The following is a 17,340-nucleotide window of genomic DNA, read 5'->3' on the forward strand; positions in this document are numbered from 1 at the left end:
GCCACGATGCGCCGACCGACGGTATCTTGGCCCCTATGGGAATAAGCGAAGCCGATACCCGAAAAAGGTTGCTGGCCCTGAGCGTGCCGGGCATGGTGGTGGGGATGGTGCTTTCGCCCGTTCTGCTCTCCATCAGCATCATCGTCACGGGCATCGTAGCGGTGCTGGGCTTCGACCGCGGCCTCAACCCGGTTTGGCGCACCCACTTCCCCGCTTTTGTAAGGGGCTCCCTGTTCTGGGGGCTGGCCGGACTTTATCTCTACCTCATCTTCCTGGCACCGCAGACCTTTGACTGGGCCTATTTCCTGGAGCGCCTACGGGTCAAACTACCGTTGTTAATTCTGCCCATTGCCTGGGTGGGCATCCCCTTCTGGTACGGCACGCGGAATCCTGGCGAGCACACCCGCAAGGGAGCCCCTTACCTGGTCATCTTCGTTACGGTGGTGGTGGTGGGTATTTTAATCAATTACGCTTTCCACTTTGATGAAATCAATGCCCTGATTTACCGGGGCCAGGCTATGCCCGTCCCCCGGGGCAACCACATCCGCTTCAGTCTACTGGTAGCTATTGCCTCCGTTACGGGCTTGGACGCGTGGTTTCGTTTCCGCGGCAAGTGGATGCTGTGGCTGGGGGCCGCCCTATTGGTCGGCTTACACGTCCTGGCGGTCCGTTCCGGTCTGGCGGTAGGCTACGCCGGTTGGCTGATCGTGGCAGCGGGCTGGTCGCTGCACCGCCGGCGCTACGGCTGGCTTATCGGTGGGGTAGTGGGTATCTTGTTGCTGCCCGTGCTGGCTTATCTCACCCTGCCGTCTTTTGCGACAAAGATGAACTACATGCGCTACGAGTTGCTTCATCGCGACCCGGCCCAGGACGACCTGGAATACTCCGATGAGGGGCGCTGGACAAGCATTCGTATCGGCTACGAAGTGTGGCAAGAGCACCCGGTGCTGGGTGTCGGTCCCGGCAACCTGCGTGCGGTGATGGACCGGGAGTACGCCAGACGATTGCCCGACACGCCCGGTAAGCGTCCCCATAACCAGTTCGTCACGGCGCTGGCGGGTGGGGGCATCGTAGGCTTCGTCCTGACGGTGGGCTGCTTTCTGGCCATCGGTTTCGGAGCCGGGCGTTGGCGGGACCCCCTCTTTTTGGCCGTCTGGACGATGTTTGTACTGAGCTGCCTGGTGGAAAATACGCTCGAAAGCTCCGTCGGTGTCTCGATGTTTGCCTTTTTCCTGCTGTTGTACGGTTATCCGCCGTACCGGAACCCTGGGTACAGCATCATGCCGCCGTCGATGTAGATAGTCGCCCCGGTGATGTAGTCGCTGACGTCGCTCGCCAGGAAAGCGCATAGATTGGCTACGTCATCCGCCTCGCCAATCCGGCCATAGGGGATGAGCTTGAGTAATTCGTCCATTGCCTCTTCGGTGTTCCAGGCTTCTTTATTGATATCAGTTCGGATGGCGCCCGGCGAGATGCTGTTAATCCGGATCTTGTCGGCGGCCAGCTCCTGTGCCATGCTCTCCATCATCATCTTCACTCCGCCCTTGGCCGCGGCGTAGTTGACGTGTCCCGACCAGGCGATCTCGTCGTGCACGCTGCTCATGCAGATAATCTTACCGGCGGAGCGGCCGTGTTGGTGAACGCCCTGCTTGCGGAAGATGCGCGCGGCCTGCCGGCAGCAGAGGAACTGACCGGTGAGGTCGACGTTGATCACTTTATTCCACTGATCCAGGGTCATTTCCGTAAAGGCGGCGTCAGCCTGTAGTCCGGCATTGGCCACCAGGAGATCCAGGTGCCCGAACGCTTTATCGCATTCCTCAAAGAGCTTGGCGACTTCATCCTCGTCACTTACATCGGCCTGGACGACAATGGCTTTTCCGCCCGCCTTTTCAATTTCCTCGGCGGTCTGCTGAGCTTCTTTATCGCTGCTGTGGTAGTTGACCACCACGTTCATGCCTTCGCGCCCGAGTCCGATGGCACAGGCCTGGCCCAGTCCGGTACTCGATCCGGTGACGATCGCGGTCTGTCCTTTCAGATTGATATCCATACGTTTCTTTTTGCGCTTCAACGTGTGGCTATCGGTCGGGTTCGTTAGCCGCCGGGCTGTTGATCGGGGCCCGTCAGATAGGTGAAACTGCGGAAAAATTTGTCGGATGCCTCCCCCAGGCCGCGCCCCGTGAGCGAAAAGGTTTTCAGTTCGTAATAGCGCTCCCCGATGACAAAAGCCAACGTGCGGGCGCTCGCCTCCCCGTCTTTATAATCGATCCGCCAAAGCCGGCCCGGATTGCCCAGCACGTCGCGCTCGGAGGCGTAAATGACCTCGCCGCGCAGGGCTTCCGCTGCGGATTCCTCGGTGGATTGCAATAGTTCGGCTACGAGTTCGGTGCTGTCCTGGTGAAGGGCCCCATCGGGGTAGTCGACGTAGCTCAGGACGTAGATCAGGTTTTCCGCCCGCTGCAGATCGGGGACCTTGAAAAAGTAGGTATGGAAGACCTGTTCCCCGATCGCGGTGGTCAGGGTGTCTTCGGTGTGCTTCAGCGGCCCGGGGGAAAGTATCCGGAAGCGGCCTTCCAGGTCGTCGATCTCCTCCCAGCGCCGCTCGTTCTCGTAGCTCTGCACCGGTTCGGCATCCTGGGCGGCCATCGGGGTCTGAGCCGGCAGCGTGGCCGTGACCAGCCAGAGCAGCAAGAAAATTACTTTATCCATGCCGTAAAGACACCCGCCCGTCTGCGACGGTTGTGTTGCCGGTCCGACCCTTAGACGATCCGGCTTGAGCGGGTCTCCGCCGTGAAGGTGAAATCGTCGGGGCCGCTGCCGGCCAGTCCGGTGAGGGCCACCAATCCGGGGCGTTTTCCCGGTTCCAGGCTTCCCAGCTCGGCGTCGAACTGCAGGGCTTCGGCCCCGTTAAGCGTGGCCCACCGCAGCAGGGAGGCGAAGGGGACGGTACTCTGGTAGCGGGCGATGGTCTTTAGTTCCTCGACAATGCTGAGTTGCCAGTTGGACGTCAGGCTGTCCGTACCCACGCATACCTTCACTCCCGCGTCCAGGAAGCGGTCGTAGCGCGGCAGCCGGTTCTCGATGTACAGGTTCGCGTTCGGGCAGGTCACCCAGTACACGCCCTGCTTGCCCCAGGCCTGGGCGGCCAGGATGGCCTCCGGGCTCGTAAGGGTGTTGTGCACGAACAGCGTCCGCTTGTCCGGGTCCATATGCTGAATGGCATGGTACAGCGAAGGGGTGCCGGGTGCGTTGAAGTCGTCCAGGCTGCTACCGAAGCCCTCGAAGAAGGCAAGGAATTCCCCTCCGCCCGTTTCAAATAGCTCGTTCTCCGCCGTCGTCTCCTGGTTATGGATACTCACGGTTTCGGCTCCGGTATTCAGGGCGTTGATCTTTCGGTATAGTGCCGCGCTGACGGTGTAGGGGGCGTGGGGTACCGCGCTTTTCGGCTCGGGTTGTTGCTCGTAGGCCGGCAGGTACATCTCATAGCTGGCCTGTGCCCGGTCCTCCTGCAGAAAGTCAAACATCTCCACGAAACTGTAGTACCGGATGGGGCTTTCCCGCTTCGTAGCGGCGGTGTCCGCCTTATTGCAGATGTCACCGACCGCCTGGATGCCCTCCGCCCACATAAGCCGGTCCTGCTCCCGGATGGCGGCGTCGATCACGTTTTGGTCGGTTTCCCGCATCGTCACCACGTCTACCAGGAAGGGGAGAAGCGTTTTGCCGGTCGCGCTTTTTCCCTGTAGGTGACTGAGTTCGAGGTGACAGTGCGCATTCACGAAACCCGGTATGAGCACACCGTCTATTTTTTGCGGCGGAGGCGCAGGTAAAGTGTCCGTCGGCGCGGTGATGGCCGTAATCGTTCCACTATCATCCACGGTGACGATGCCGTTTTTAATCGGCTCGGAAGAAATCGGGAAAACGTAATCGGCGATATAGCTAGGCATGGCGCGAAGGTACTCCACGACCCGTCGTCTGCCGAACGTAGCGCGGCGAAGTTCGTCCGCCGACGGAGGAGACCTTCCTCGGGTATTTACTAAAAGACGGTAGCTTACGGCAGGCTATCCGATTCTTCATGCGCTTCTATCTGTACACCTTTTGTAGTTTCTTTCTCGTGGCCTGTCATGCCGACCCCCCACCGGCGGAGGCAACGACCGTGGAGACGGTGCGCGATACGGTAACGGACGAAAGACTCCTGGCCCCGGACGAACTGTTCGGCGACTTGTTCCGGGAGGTGCAGCTGCAGCAGATCTTTGACGATGGTAAAACCTTCGTGGACATGGTTCCCCGCAGCAGCGCCCGCGAGATTATGGACGATTACGCCGAAGCGAAGGACGAACCCGACTTCGATCTCCGCGGCTTTGTAGCGTCAAACTTCGATCCGCCCGCCACTCCCGAAAGCGGTTTCACCAGCGAAAGCGCGCGCGGTATCAGCGAGCACATCAATGCCCTCTGGCCGGTCCTCACGCGGGAAGCGGAAAGCGACGAGGGCAGCGCCGGCAGCCTGATCGTGCTGCCCGAAGACTACATCGTACCCGGCGGGCGGTTCCGGGAGGTGTACTACTGGGACAGCTACTTCACCCTACTGGGGCTGGCCACCGCCGGGCAGGACAGCCTGGTCCGGGATATGGTGGAGAACTTTGCCTACCTGATCGACGAGGTGGGATTCATTCCCAACGGGAACCGGACGTACTACCTGACCCGGTCGCAACCGCCCTTCTTCTCCCATATGGTCGAGTTGCTGGCTTCCATCGAGGGGGACCGGGTCTACGCCGAGTTCATGGACCAACTGAAAGCGGAGCACGCTTTCTGGATGCGGGGCGTCCAGGAGGTCGGTGAGGGTAACCGAGCCGTGAACCACGTCGTTTGGATGGCCGACAGCACCTACCTCAACCGCTACTTCGACGACGGAGACCGCCCCCGCGCCGAAAGCTACCGCGAGGATGTACTGACGATCGAGGAGAGCGGACGTGATGCCCGGGAAGTGGCTAAACACCTGCGCTCCGCCGCCGAATCCGGTTGGGATTTTAGTGCCCGCTGGTTTGCCGACGGGGAGAAGCTGTCCACCATTATCACCACGGACATACTGCCCCCGGATCTGAACGCCTTGCTCTACCACCTGGAGCACACCATTGCCGAGCATTCGGAGTTCGTCCCCGAACGGGAAGCGTGGGAACGACGGGCGGAGCGCCGGCGCACGGCCATCGAGGAATACCTCTGGAATACGGAAAGCGGATGGTACGAAGACCGCAACTGGACCACCGGTGCCTTCACCGGCTACCTGACGCTGGCGGGCATCTACCCGCTATTCACCGGGGTAGCCTCGGACGATCACGCCGCGACCGTCGCCCGGACGCTGGAAGCGCAGTTTTTGGCCCCCGGTGGTCTACGAACCAGCTTAAAGGAAACCGGTCAGCAGTGGGATGCGCCCAACGGTTGGCCGCCGCTGCAGTGGATGGCCTACGCCGGGTTACGCCGCTACGGTTATGGCGACCTGGCCGCCGATATTCGCAACCGGTGGATGGAGAATAACGAGCGCGTCTACGAGAATGTCGACAAGATGGTCGAGAAATACAACGTGGAAGACATCACCCTCGAAGCGGGTGGCGGAGAGTATCCCGTCCAGGATGGATTTGGGTGGAGCAATGGGGTATACCTGCGCATGGCCGCGGAAGACCTGCAACGATGACGGAATCTCAGTCACGCGGGGAGCTGATTACGCTCAGTCAGGTAAAACTCCAGTTCGGCAACCTGCAACCCCTCACTTTCCAAATTCGCGAGGGCGAGCATTGGATGATCACCGGGGACCGGGCCACGGGCAAAACCCTCCTCGCCGAAACCCTGGCCGGGCAGCGCCGACTTTCCGCCGGCGTGCTCAAGTATCCCTTACTGGATGCAAAACTTTCCCCGCAGGAGCGGTACACCGCCCTGCGGCTGGTGACCTTCATGGACAATTCCCGACTGGCCCGCAACCCGACCAACGTTCACTACTACCAGCAGCGGTACAATGCCTTCGATGCCTCCGGACATCCGACAGTCCGCCAGTACCTGGAGGCAGGTGGTTTTACCGTGGAAGAAAACGCGGAACTGCTGGACATTTTTCAAATCCGTGACTTACTGGACCGGGAGAAGATCAAGCTGTCCAGCGGGCAGACGCGGAAGGTTTTGCTGGCCCGGGAGCTGCTGCGCCGGCCGCGCGTTCTGATCATCGATAATCCTTACGTTGGCCTCGACGTGGCCAGCCGGAAAATCCTGAATAAGGTGCTCGATAAGCTGGTTGCCGCACTGAAGCTCACTTTGGTGCTCTGCGGTCACCCGGAAAGCGTTCCCGCCGCCATCACGCATCGCTTGCATTTGTATCCGGACGGGAGCTCCTGGCAGGGTGGGGCCGGTGAGCAACCGCCCGCACCGGTCCGGGAAGTAACGGACCAACCCATGCTTCATCAGCTCGCGGATGCCTGGGCGGATAGTACTCGCGCCGAAGTCCCGGAGGAAATTATCCGCTTCCGGAACGTCACCATATCCTACGGAGAACGAACGATACTCGACAACCTGGACTGGCAAGTCAACCGGGGCGACAAGTGGGTAGTGAGTGGCGCGAACGGCTCGGGGAAGTCGACCCTGCTAAGTCTGGTCTATGCGGACAACCCGTTGGCCTACGCCAACGACATCTCCCTCTTCGGAGTGCGGCGCGGTCGTGGGGGCAGCATCTGGGACATCAAGCGCCGGATCGGCTTCACCTCGCCCGAATTGCATACTTATTTTCGGGAACGCATCACGGCCCGGGAGGTCATTCTAACGGGCTACTCCGACACCTTCGCACTAGGCAGGCGATACGCTCCGGAACAGGAAAAGATGGTCAGCCTCCTGCTGACTTACTTCGATTTGGACCCGGATGCCAATCGGTTATTTCCTTCTTTATCCAACGGTACGCAGCGCCTGGTTCTGCTCTGTCGCGCTCTGGTAAAGGCACCGCCGCTATTGCTACTGGACGAACCCTTTCAGGGGCTGGACCAAAAGTCGATCGAGCGCGCACGCGCAGTACTGGCCCGTGTGACGGGGCCGGCCGACACGGTTGTATTCATATCCCACTTCCGGCAGGAGGTACCGCCGGGAATGGAGTGGCTAGAACTACGGCTGGATAAGTAGTACGGGGATTACCGCACGGTAGCGACGGTCTCCAGGGTGTCCGCGATCTCATCCCATAATCCGATACGGCGACGCAGTGCTTCTTCGGCTACGGCCTGGGCTTCCGCCCACTTGGTTTCGTCGGTACCGCACAATTCGGTAACCATCGCTTCCGAAAGGGGGCCGTGCTCATCGCCGTCGACTTCGATGTGGCGCTCCAGATAGTAGACCAGGCGGGGGAAACGGGATTTGTCTTCCGGCGACTGATTGAGGATCTCGATGAACAGCTCGGGGATCAGGCTTTCCCGGCCGAAGGTGAAGGCGGCCGCGATCTTGTGAGCTTTACCCTCCTTGATCAACTCGAAGGTGTAGTCTACGAAGCGCTTGATCCCTTCGCCAAGATCGGCGGCTTGCAGCGCTTCCCGGGCGTTGTCCAGGTCGTTTATATCATCCAGCAACTGCTGAATTTTCTGATTGTCGGCACCGACCTCGTCCATCGCCTCCAGGTACAGTTCGTAGTGGCTGGCCGGCACGCCGTTGCGGTCGACGTCCGTTTCCTCGCCCAGGACGATCTCGTTGATGAAGCGGGCGGTTCGGGCATTTCTGACCGGCTTCCAGGGTAGGGTGGTGCAGGTCAGTTCGTTCTGTAGCGCCTTGAGCAGGGACATGAAATCCCACACCGCGAAGACGTGGCGCTCCATAAATAACCGGATGTCATCAATGTCCTTCAGTTGTTGATACAACCGGTGGCCGGTCAGCTGGGCTTGTAGGGGTTTGGTCTGTTCGAAGATCCGATCGATAGCGGGCATGCGGTATTTTTATTAATAGCATACATAGCGGATGTGGTGCGAACGGATTGCGCTGCGTCAGTATTACCTGCGCAGCTTACCCCAGATCGTATACAGCAGGGCCACGCCGACCGCCGCGACGCCCCCGGCAATCAGGGTGGCGACGGTACGTCCGTAGAGATAAAAACCCGTTGCAAAAAGCACCGAATAAACGGTAATGGCCCCGATCAGCATCGCCAGGATCCGCAGGGGAAGTTGCCCGTCGGCCTGCGTGTCGGTGCGCTCCGGAAGTTGAGTGACCACGGGTTGCCAGCCCGGTCCGCCGGGGCGGGTGGTGGTGTAAAAGTTCGTGAGGGTAGCCATATCGGTGGGCCGGGTGGCGAAGGTGACCGCCAACCAACCGACGGTGGTAATGGCGATGCCGAGCAGCAGGCGCTCGTGTCCCGCCAACTCCGGGAGGCCGATCGGAACCCAGGCGAATTCCAAAAAGAGGGCAACCGCGAAGGAAATAAACATGCCGGCGATCTCGGTGTACGCGTTGATCCGCCACCAGAACCAGCGGAGGATAAAGATCAGGCCGGTACCCGCGCCGATCTGCAGTAGGATCGAAAATGCCTGCAGGGCGTTAGATAGCGCCAGGGCCAGGATAGCCGCGAGCACCATCAGCAGGACGGTACTGATACGACCGATGAGTACTAAGCGGTCCTCGCTCGCCTCCGGTTCGACGAAGCGGTGGTACCAGTCGTGGACCACGTAGCTCGAACCCCAGTTGAGGTGGGTGGATAGGGTCGACATGAGTGCCGCGATGAGCGACGCGATCACCAGCCCGAGCAGTCCCGTAGGCAAATAGCTCAGCATGGCGGGGTAGGCCAGGTCGTCGTCTATCACGTTGGCCGATACATTGGGAAAGGCGGTAGCAATACTTTCCAGGTCCGGAAACACGATAACGGAAGCTAGCGCGATCAGGATCCACGGCCAGGGGCGCAGGGCGTAGTGAAAGGCATTGAACAGCAGCGTCGCGCCCACGGCGTGATTTTCGTTTTTGGCGGCGAGCATGCGCTGGGCGACGTAACCGCCCCCGCCGGGTTCCGCTCCGGGGTACCAGACGCTCCACCACTGCACGGCAATCGGAACGACGAACAGCGGCACGTACACTTCCGGATTATCGAAGGAGGGAATCAGGTCCAGCCGCTCGCTCACCTCGGCGTGGGAAAACAGGCCGTCCAGCCCGCCCACTTCCGGGAGGTTGACTACGACGTAAGCCGCCCATACCGCGCCGATCATCGCGAAGGTGAACTGCACGAAGTCGGTCAGGATGACGCCCTTGAGCCCACCCATGGCCGAATAGATGACCGTGACGACCGAGACCAGCACCACCGTGGTGATCGGATCGATGTCCAGCAGCACGCCGGCGATCTTGATCCCCGCCAGGCAGACGGTGGCCATGATCATAACGTTGAAGAATACACCCAGGTAGATCGCCCGGAACTGGCGAAGGAAGCGGGCCGGCCCCCCGGCGTAGCGCAGTTCATAGAATTCCAGATCGGTCATGACGCCGGAGCGACGCCACAAACGGGCGTAGACGAATACCGTAAGCATACCGGTGAGCAAAAAGGCCCACCAGGCCCAGTTTCCGGCCACCCCCTGCTTGCGGACGATATCGGTGACCAGGTTGGGCGTGTCGGCCGAAAAAGTAGTCGCCACCATCGATACGCCCAGCAGCCACCACGGCATGTTCCGGCCCGATAGGAAAAATTCCTGCGTAGACTTTCCGGAATCCCGGCTGGCCCACAGGCCGATGGCCAGGCTGACGGCAAAAAAGGCGAATACGATGAGCCAGTCGAAGGAAGTAAGCTGCATAAGGGGAGTACAAAGTGCGCGATCAAGGTAGGTAATACCGTTTACATACCAGCATACGTATCACCACACGCCGGGCGCATCCGGAAGGACCTTTCGGGGAGCGCCCGCAACAATTTCACCCCGGATCGGGTACTTTAGCACAGTGAAGCGGATTATCCCAGTCCTATTATTCCTACTCCTCGGTAGCGTATTCCCCGTTTTCGGACAGGAAGATCTTCGCGTATCCCTGCTGCTGGATCGCGAGGCACCCACCCTGGTCCCCGCGGCCGCCTATCCCAGCTACGATGTGTACGAGGACATCATGTTCGAGCTGGCGCGCCGCTACCCGCAACGTTGCCGGATCGAGATTTGGGGGACCCTGCCCTCCGGTCGGCGCATCCTCGTCCTTAAACTCGCCGACGACGTCCGCCACAGTCGGGCCCGCCCCCAGGTACTCTGCACCGCGACCATGCACGGCGACGAACTGGCCGGCTACTGGATCCTGCTCCGCCTCGCCGAAACACTGCTGCGCAACGATGCCACCGGGTTGCTCTCCGACGTAGCACTCTTCATCAATCCGCTCGCCAACCCCGACGGTGCCTTCCGCGCCGGTAACCGATCCCTGGCCGGAGCGCAACGCGGCAATGCCCAGGGCGTCGACCTCAATCGCAATTATCCAGACCCGGACGACGGTCGCTACCCCGACGGCAATGACCACCAGCCCGAAACGCGCATTTTCATGCGGGCCGCCGAAAGCCACGGCTTCGACCTGGCCATCAATTTTCACGGGGGAGCGGAACTGTTTAATTATCCCTGGGACACCTTCCGCAGCCGCCACCCGGATACGGAGTGGTGGCGTAACGTCAGCCGCGATTTTGCCCAGACCGCTCAGCGCGACAGCCGCCTCGGAAACTACTTCAAGGACCGTGCCAACGGGACGACGAATGGCCACGACTGGTACCCGATTTCCGGTTCCCGCCAGGATTATATGAACTACTACCACCGCACGCGGGAAGCGACGGTGGAAATCACCAACGCTAAACGCTTTCCCGCCAAGGACCTGCCCGATCTCTGGGTCTCCCTGCGAAGCGCCCTGCTCAATTACCTAAACGAAGCGCGCTACGGCATTCACGGCATCGTGACCGATCAGGTAACGGGCCTGCCGCTGCGGGCGCACGTCACCATTCCGGGGCACGATGAGATGCAGTCTTCCGTCTACAGCGAACGCATCACGGGCGATTTCTACCGCTACCTTGCGCCGGGTACGTACCGGCTGTTGGTGTCCGCTCCCGGCTACCGCTCCCGTACCGTTATCGTAAGTTTGCGCGACAAACAACGAAAGGAACTGCAGATTGCTTTGGAGCGCGATCCCCTCGATCCGCCGGCCCGCAAGAAGTAGTCCCCGCCGCCTCATCGAACCCGCGACCGGGTTCAGCCTGATTAGCCAATATACCACCACAGCATTATGTCCGACGCCATATTCAACATCGCCATACCCACTAACGAACCCGTCCTCGCTTACGCCCCCGGCAGCCCCGAGCGCAAGGAGCTCAAACAAGCCCTGCAGGAAGCCAAAGCCACGCAACGCGAACTGCCCGCCTTCATCAACGGCGAGCGTGTTCTGGACGGCGAAAAGGTCAGCGTGCACCCGCCCCACGAGCGCAATTTTACACTGGGTCACTTCTATCGCGGGACGACCCATCACGTCCACCAGGCGATCGACGCGGCACTCGCAGCCAAGGCCGGTTGGGAAGCGTTGCCCTGGCAGCAGCGGGCCGCCGTGTTTCTGCGGGCGGCCGACTTGCTTGCCGGTCCCTTCCGGGCCCGGATGAATGCCGCCACTATGCTCGGGCAAAGTAAAAATGCTTACCAGGCCGAGATCGACAGCGTAGCCGAACTGTGCGACTTTTTCCGCTTCAACGCCTACTTCCTGCAGGAAATCTACCGCGAGCAGCCGCTGCATTCCCCCGACGGCATCTGGAACCGACTGGAATACCGGGCGCTGGAAGGATTCGTGCTGGCTATTACGCCCTTCAACTTTACCAGCATTGCCGCGAACCTTCCGGCCGCGCCGGCCCTGTGCGGGAACACGGTGGTCTGGAAGCCGGCGGAGACGCAGATATACTCGGCGGTGGTCATCATGGAACTCTTCGAGGCCGCCGGCTTGCCGAACGGCGTGATCAACCTGATTTATACCGACGGCCCGCAGGTGGGGAACATCGTATTCAAGCACCCCGACTTCGCCGGACTCCACTTCACGGGCAGCACGAAGGTCTTCCAGCAACTATGGCAAGAGATCGGAAACAACATTGGTGCCTACAAAAGCTATCCGCGCATCGTGGGCGAGACGGGCGGTAAGGACTTCGTGATCGCCCACCCCTCCGCCGATGCGGATGAGGTAGCGGTGGCCCTGCTGCGCGGCGCCTTCGAATACCAGGGGCAAAAATGCTCGGCAGCTTCCCGGGCTTACCTGCCCGCCAGCCTCTGGCCGGCGATCAAGGAGCGGTTGATCAAGGATATCGGTACGCTATCGTCCGGGTCCGTCGAAGACTTCGGCAACTTCATCAACGCCGTTATCGACGAGCGTGCCTTCGACCGCATCGCCGGGTACATCGACGGCGCGAAAGCGAACGATGCGGTGGAGATCATCGCCGGCGGAGGTTACGATAAGAGCGAAGGCTACTTCATCGAACCCACCGTACTGCTGACGACCGATCCCCGATCCACCACGATGGAGGAAGAAATTTTCGGTCCCGTCCTGACGGTATACGTCTACGAGGACGCAGACTGGGAAAAAGCGCTCGAACTCGTCGACACGACCTCTCCCTACGCGCTTACCGGTGCCGTCTTTGCCACCGATCGCCAGGTGATCGAAACGGCCTCCAAGTACCTGCGCAACGCCGCCGGTAATTTCTACATCAACGACAAGCCCACGGGCGCGGTAGTCGGCCAGCAACCCTTCGGCGGGGCCCGGGCTTCCGGCACCAACGACAAAGCCGGCAGCGCCTTCAACCTCCAGCGTTGGATCAGCCCCCGCCTGATCAAGGAGAACTTCGTTCCGCCGGTTGACTATCGGTACCCATTTTTGGGGAGCTCCAGCAAAGCTTAATCGCTGACGTTCGCTGACTGACCGCCAAATAAATTTTGGTGCTTTTATCCCGGTTCTTCTGCCTTTCAGTGCGGTGGACGCGCATGTTAATTTGCTATATGCGAAAAAAATTCATGGAAGCGTGTCTGTCTATCCTATTTTGGATGTGCTTTAAGGGATAGTCGGGTTTTGTTCACGCAGCAGATCCGAACGATCTCACTCCCCGGACGCTAGTGCGATGTACTACCTTTTACTGTACTGTATTAGTGGTTGTTTATTTCCTTCTTCAAAACGGTCATATCCGTACAACTACCCGGGAAGAACTTCGACAATCGGTCATAAGCAGTCTTAAGTTTAGTTCCTAATAAAGGATGTTCCGTACTGGCGCTCAACCAGTACCGTACTCCAATGCATAGCTATGCCTTTCACACGCGGGGTAGTAGCCTGCTAGCTTATTGCCCTGCAATACCGAACGAAAACGGTTGGTAGGGCTGAATTTTTGCATGTATTGACACACAGATTTTCGGCTATACAGTCCCTTGATGGCTTGCATACCGAATTGAACGACTCACAATTGTCCGGCAAGCACCCTGTAATGACTTGTCTGGTCAGCTAACACCATTAATCTTGAAATATAGAACGGATATTGACGGACTGCGAGCACTCGCGGTCGTAGCGGTTATTCTATTTCACCTTGGTTTCTTGCCGAATGGCTACCTGGGCGTTGATGTATTCTTCGTTATTAGCGGCTATCTTATTACTAGTATCGTATACGGCAAATCGGAAGCCAGAAAATTCTCGATAATCGACTTTTATGAGCGCCGGATTCGGCGCATTATTCCCTTGCTTCTGGTTGTAACCACGCTAGCCTTATTACTCGGGCTGGTGGTGATGCTTCCTGACGATTTGGAGAACCTAGGGCAAAGCGTAGTGGCCTCAAATGTCTCTGCCAATAACATTTTGATGTATTTCACCTCCGCTGATTACTGGTCCGTCAGAAACGATTATAAACCATTGATGCATACGTGGAGTCTCGGCATTGAGGAGCAATTTTATCTGCTATATCCCTTTATTTTCTTCGCCCTCGGTGGGCCCCGCCTGAAGTATGTCAAATATGTATTGCTCACGCTGAGTATCGCTTCCCTGGCCGCTTTCCTATGGCAAGAGGACGAGTCGGCCAAGTTTTACTTCATTCAGTATCGTTTCTTCGAACTGGCCGCCGGCGGTCTTGGTGCCATTCTGTTTCGCAAGTCCATTTTTACTCATTACGGGCTGGGGCGCTACTGCCTATATGGCCTTTTGGCGCTCACCGCGGCAATTATGTTCCTCCCCGTCCTAGCAACGAATGAGTCGCGGGTGTTGGCCACAACCGGACTCAGTGTCGCATTATTGGTTGTGGGCAAACAGTACTTCGATACCGATAAGGTCTATTCTTGGATCATGGCCAACCCGGTTATGACATTCATCGGAGCCATCAGCTATAGCCTGTACATGTGGCACCAGTTGATTTTTGCCTTCGCCCGCTATACGGTCGTAGAGGAAATTACCCCGAGCTGGGCCGCCGGACTTTCCGCTCTCACCCTGGGGCTAAGTGTCCTAACCTATTACGGGGTTGAGAATACATTCAGGGATCGAAAGCGGATGCGCACCCGGACCGTGCTCTTATTTACGGGCGGTCTATTCGTACTCAGCACCGTTGCCGCATTCTATGTCTACAGTATTGGTGGCGTGGTCCGGGATTATCCCGAGCTGGCGCTTTACAAAGACGATCCGCATCGGAAGTTGAACCTCCTGAGTCGCTCGCAGAATATTCACAATGCATACAACGAGCGCGTCCGCGACCTGAATATGGACTTTTCGGGGAATAATAAGATTAAGGTCCTGGTGGTGGGCAACAGCTTCGCGCGGGACGCCGCCAATATTCTCCTGGAGTCCGAATTCGGTGAGAGTATGGAGGTCCGCTACGCCACCGGAAATTTTGTCGTTAAGCCAGGAGGTCAAGCCCTAAAACGTCTTCAGGAGGCGGAAGTAATACTCATTGCCGCTCAGGGCGAACTAAGTAATACGATGCTTCAAGAAATTGACGAAGCGCATGGCGTGAAAATGGATTACGGGAATACCTGGGTACTTGGCACGAAGGATTTCGGTAACAGCAACGGTATCCACTATAACCGGCTTACGCCCGAAATTGATTACCGCACTTACCGGACGCGCATGAAGTCCAACGTACTGCCGAAGAACGAGTGGCTACGCACGGAATGGGGCGACCGCTACATCGATCTCATCGCTATGCTCTCCACCGAAGAGGGAGAAGTACTGGTATTCACTCCTGATGGTCGATTTATAAGTCAGGATACCATACACCTCACAAAATCCGGTGCGCAGTACTTGGCTTCCGTTCTTTCCGACCACATTGCTGCCATGTTGTTGGTCGCCCGAAAGTCGGATATGGAGACGGAAATTATTCAGGTAGGGTATGAGTAATGAGCTTGTCGCTCAGACCTTACCCTCGATCACCGCCTCCACCGCCTCGGGATTGAGCAGGGTGGATGTATCGCCCAGGCTGTCGGTCTCCCCGGCGGCCACCTTGCGAAGGATGCGCCGCATGATCTTGCCGGAGCGCGTCTTCGGCAACTCCTCCACGAACTGGATCTTGTCCGGTTTGGCGATCGGGCCGATTTCGGTGCGGACCGTATCCACGATCTCCGCCCGCAGTTTTTCCTCGTCGTGGGTGCCCGGCGCCAGGATGACGTAAGCGTAAATGCCCTGGCCCTTGATGTCGTGGGGGTAGCCGACCACGGCCGTCTCCACCACCAGCGGGTGCTCGTCGATCGCGTTTTCTACCTCGGCCGTTCCCATCCGGTGACCGCTCACGTTGATCACGTCGTCAACGCGGCCCACGATGCGGTACATGCCGTTTTCGTCCCGCCGGGCGCCATCGCCGGTAAAGTACATGCCGGGTACGGTGGAGAAGTAGGTGTTCTTGCACCGTTGGTGGTCGCCCCAGGTGGTCCGGAGCATGCTCGGCCAGGGAAACTTCACGCAGAGCAGGCCGCTTTCCGGGTTGCCGGTCAACTCTTCCCCCGTACGCTTGCTGACCAGCGCCATCTGCACGCCGGGCAGCGGGTAGCCGGCGAAGGTGGCTTTTTGCGGGCTGTGACCACCCAGACCCGAGATCATGATGCCGCCGGTCTCGGTCTGCCACCAGGTGTCGACGATGGGCACCCGGCCCTTGCCGACCTTCTCATGGTACCACTCCCAGGCTTCCTCGTTGATCGGCTCGCCTACGGACCCGATAACCTTCAGGTCACTCAGGTCGTGCCCTTCCACGTACTGGTCGCCCTTGGCCATAAGGGCCCGGATCGCGGTGGGAGCGGTGTAGAATTGATTGACGTTATGCTTGGCGCATACCTGCCAGAACCGGCTGGCATCGGGGCTGGTCGGCACCCCCTCGAACATCATCGTGGTGGCTCCGCTTAGCAGAGGACCGTACAGGATGTAGCTGTGCCCCGTGATCCATCCGATATCCGCGGTACACCAGTAGACGTCGCCGGGCTCGTACTGAAATACGTTCAGGAAACTGAAAGCGGTGTAGACCATATAACCGCCGCAGGTGTGCACCACCCCCTTCGGCTTGCCGGTGCTACCGGAGGTGTAAAGGATGAACAGCACGTCTTCGGCGTCCATCACTTCCGCGGCGCATTCGGCCGACTGCTTATCCACCCGCTCGTGGTACCACTGATCGTAGCTGGGGTCCCAGCTGATGTCGCCACCCGTGTTGCGGTGTACGAGCACCGTCTCCACGCTGGGGCAGCCCAGGGCCATGGCTTCATCGACCACTTCCTTGACCGGGATCGTCTTATCGCCCCGGTTATTGTAGTCGGAACAGATGATCATCTTGCAGTCGGCGTCGTTTACGCGGTCGGACAGGGCCTGTGCGCTGAAGCCCGCGAAGACCACCGAGTGAATGGCTCCGATTCGCGCGCACGCCAGTACCGAGATGGCCAGTTCGGGCACCATGGGCATATAAAAGCAAACGCGGTCGCCCTTGCCGATGCCCAGTTCCCGGAGAGCGTTACCTGCCTTACAGACCTCCCGGTGCAAGTCCCGGTAGGAGAGACGAACGACTTCGCCGTCCGGATCATTGGGCTCGTAGAGGATAGCGGTTTGATCGCCGCGGGTGCCGAGGTGGCGGTCCAGGCAGTTTTCCGTGATGTTCAGTTTTCCTCCCTGGAACCACTTCACGTCCGGACCGGTAAAGTTCCAATCCAGTACGCGGTCCCACTTCCGGTGCCAGTTAAAGGTTTCGGCCTGCTCGGCCCAGAAGGTCTCGGGGTCCTCGACACTACGATTGTAGGCGGCCTGGTAATTTTCGAAGCTGCTTATCTGAAGCGGAAGCTGGGTAGACATGATCTTGCTGTATTAGGCAGGCAATATAGCCAAAGCCTGGAAGGCGGTCCGCGCGGAAAACATCGGGCATACGCCGGCCGTCGTATCCGGATT

Annotated in this window: 12 protein-coding genes; 6 read left to right on the forward strand and 6 right to left on the reverse strand. The window is 59.1% G+C overall.

Annotated features, from left to right (window positions below; all coding sequences use genetic code 11):
* Window positions 1-35: 35 nt before the first annotated feature.
* Window positions 36-1,298 carry an O-antigen ligase family protein gene (locus DRW39_RS01400; protein WP_116105203.1) on the forward strand — a complete coding sequence of 421 codons (1,263 nt, stop codon included), beginning with the start codon at window positions 36-38 and terminating at the stop codon, window positions 1,296-1,298.
* On the opposite strand, the gene DRW39_RS01405 is transcribed toward DRW39_RS01400, so the two are convergent.
* The 3 genes from DRW39_RS01405 to DRW39_RS01415 are packed head-to-tail and all read right to left on the reverse strand — an operon-like array spanning window position 1,247 to window position 3,941.
* A complete protein-coding gene (locus DRW39_RS01405) occupies window positions 1,247-2,047 on the reverse strand; it encodes an SDR family oxidoreductase (protein WP_116105204.1) in 801 nt (266 codons plus the stop codon). The genes DRW39_RS01400 and DRW39_RS01405 overlap by 52 nt on opposite strands.
* 44 nt (window positions 2,048-2,091) lie before the next feature.
* Window positions 2,092-2,706: a hypothetical protein gene (locus tag DRW39_RS01410; protein WP_116105205.1), complete on the reverse strand. Its 615-nt coding sequence runs from the start codon at window positions 2,704-2,706 to the stop codon at window positions 2,092-2,094.
* A 50-nt stretch (window positions 2,707-2,756) separates the two neighbouring features.
* Window positions 2,757-3,941 carry an amidohydrolase family protein gene (locus DRW39_RS01415; protein ID WP_198664743.1) on the reverse strand — a complete coding sequence of 395 codons (1,185 nt, stop codon included), beginning with the start codon at window positions 3,939-3,941 and terminating at the stop codon, window positions 2,757-2,759.
* A 128-nt stretch (window positions 3,942-4,069) separates the two neighbouring features.
* Between DRW39_RS01415 and treF the strand changes: the two genes are divergently transcribed.
* Together treF and DRW39_RS01425 are read left to right on the forward strand one after the other, a co-directional pair.
* The gene (treF, locus tag DRW39_RS01420) at window positions 4,070-5,683 is read left to right on the forward strand and encodes an alpha,alpha-trehalase TreF (protein ID WP_116105206.1); all 1,614 of its coding nucleotides are present in this window, start codon (window positions 4,070-4,072) and stop codon (window positions 5,681-5,683) included.
* A complete protein-coding gene (locus DRW39_RS01425) occupies window positions 5,680-7,143 on the forward strand; it encodes an ATP-binding cassette domain-containing protein (RefSeq protein ID WP_116105207.1) in 1,464 nt (487 codons plus the stop codon). The genes treF and DRW39_RS01425 overlap by 4 nt, the downstream gene beginning before the upstream one ends.
* Before the next feature lie 8 nt (window positions 7,144-7,151).
* Here DRW39_RS01425 and DRW39_RS01430 read toward each other — a convergent pair whose 3' ends face one another.
* Both DRW39_RS01430 and DRW39_RS01435 read right to left on the reverse strand, forming a co-directional pair.
* Window positions 7,152-7,931: a DUF3050 domain-containing protein gene (locus DRW39_RS01430; RefSeq protein WP_116105208.1), complete on the reverse strand. Its 780-nt coding sequence runs from the start codon at window positions 7,929-7,931 to the stop codon at window positions 7,152-7,154.
* 63 nt (window positions 7,932-7,994) lie between these two features.
* On the reverse strand, window positions 7,995-9,770 hold the full coding sequence (locus tag DRW39_RS01435; protein ID WP_116105209.1) for a sodium:solute symporter family protein: 1,776 nt from the start codon (window positions 9,768-9,770) through the stop codon (window positions 7,995-7,997).
* Between the two features lie 142 nt (window positions 9,771-9,912).
* Between DRW39_RS01435 and DRW39_RS01440 the strand changes: the two genes are divergently transcribed.
* The 3 genes from DRW39_RS01440 to DRW39_RS01450 all read left to right on the forward strand — a co-directional run bounded on the left by DRW39_RS01440 (window position 9,913) and on the right by DRW39_RS01450 (window position 15,321).
* Window positions 9,913-11,148, forward strand: coding sequence for a M14 family zinc carboxypeptidase (locus tag DRW39_RS01440; protein WP_116105210.1), 1,236 nt, complete (start codon window positions 9,913-9,915; stop codon window positions 11,146-11,148).
* A 66-nt stretch (window positions 11,149-11,214) separates the two neighbouring features.
* Complete coding sequence (gene pruA, locus DRW39_RS01445; RefSeq protein WP_116105211.1) at window positions 11,215-12,858, forward strand: L-glutamate gamma-semialdehyde dehydrogenase; 1,644 nt, start codon at window positions 11,215-11,217, stop codon at window positions 12,856-12,858.
* A gap of 606 nt (window positions 12,859-13,464) precedes the next feature.
* A complete protein-coding gene (locus DRW39_RS01450; protein ID WP_157975854.1) occupies window positions 13,465-15,321 on the forward strand; it encodes an acyltransferase family protein in 1,857 nt (618 codons plus the stop codon).
* Between the two features lie 12 nt (window positions 15,322-15,333).
* On the opposite strand, the gene acs is transcribed toward DRW39_RS01450, so the two are convergent.
* Entirely contained in the window at window positions 15,334-17,247 is a 1,914-nt protein-coding gene (gene acs / locus DRW39_RS01455) for an acetate--CoA ligase (protein ID WP_116105213.1), read from the reverse strand.
* Window positions 17,248-17,340 lie beyond the last annotated feature (93 nt).

It is taken from the genome of Lewinella sp. IMCC34191 (assembly GCF_003390935.1).
Taxonomy (GTDB): Bacteria; Bacteroidota; Bacteroidia; order Chitinophagales; family Saprospiraceae; genus Neolewinella.

Bases quoted from the DNA above. Each gene is read 5' to 3' on its own strand.
- DRW39_RS01410 (WP_116105205.1), bottom strand. From the start codon at position 2,706: ATGGATAAAGTAATTTTCTTGCTGCTCTGGCTGGTCACGGCCACGCTG.
- pruA (WP_116105211.1), top strand. From the start codon at position 11,215: ATGTCCGACGCCATATTCAACATCGCCATACCCACTAACGAACCCGTC.
- treF (WP_116105206.1), top strand. From the start codon at position 4,070: ATGCGCTTCTATCTGTACACCTTTTGTAGTTTCTTTCTCGTGGCCTGT.
- acs (WP_116105213.1), bottom strand. From the start codon at position 17,247: ATGTCTACCCAGCTTCCGCTTCAGATAAGCAGCTTCGAAAATTACCAG.
- DRW39_RS01425 (WP_116105207.1), top strand. From the start codon at position 5,680: ATGACGGAATCTCAGTCACGCGGGGAGCTGATTACGCTCAGTCAGGTA.
- DRW39_RS01405 (WP_116105204.1), bottom strand. From the start codon at position 2,047: ATGGATATCAATCTGAAAGGACAGACCGCGATCGTCACCGGATCGAGT.
- DRW39_RS01435 (WP_116105209.1), bottom strand. From the start codon at position 9,770: ATGCAGCTTACTTCCTTCGACTGGCTCATCGTATTCGCCTTTTTTGCC.
- DRW39_RS01430 (WP_116105208.1), bottom strand. From the start codon at position 7,931: ATGCCCGCTATCGATCGGATCTTCGAACAGACCAAACCCCTACAAGCC.
- DRW39_RS01400 (WP_116105203.1), top strand. From the start codon at position 36: ATGGGAATAAGCGAAGCCGATACCCGAAAAAGGTTGCTGGCCCTGAGC.
- DRW39_RS01415 (WP_198664743.1), bottom strand. From the start codon at position 3,941: ATGCCTAGCTATATCGCCGATTACGTTTTCCCGATTTCTTCCGAGCCG.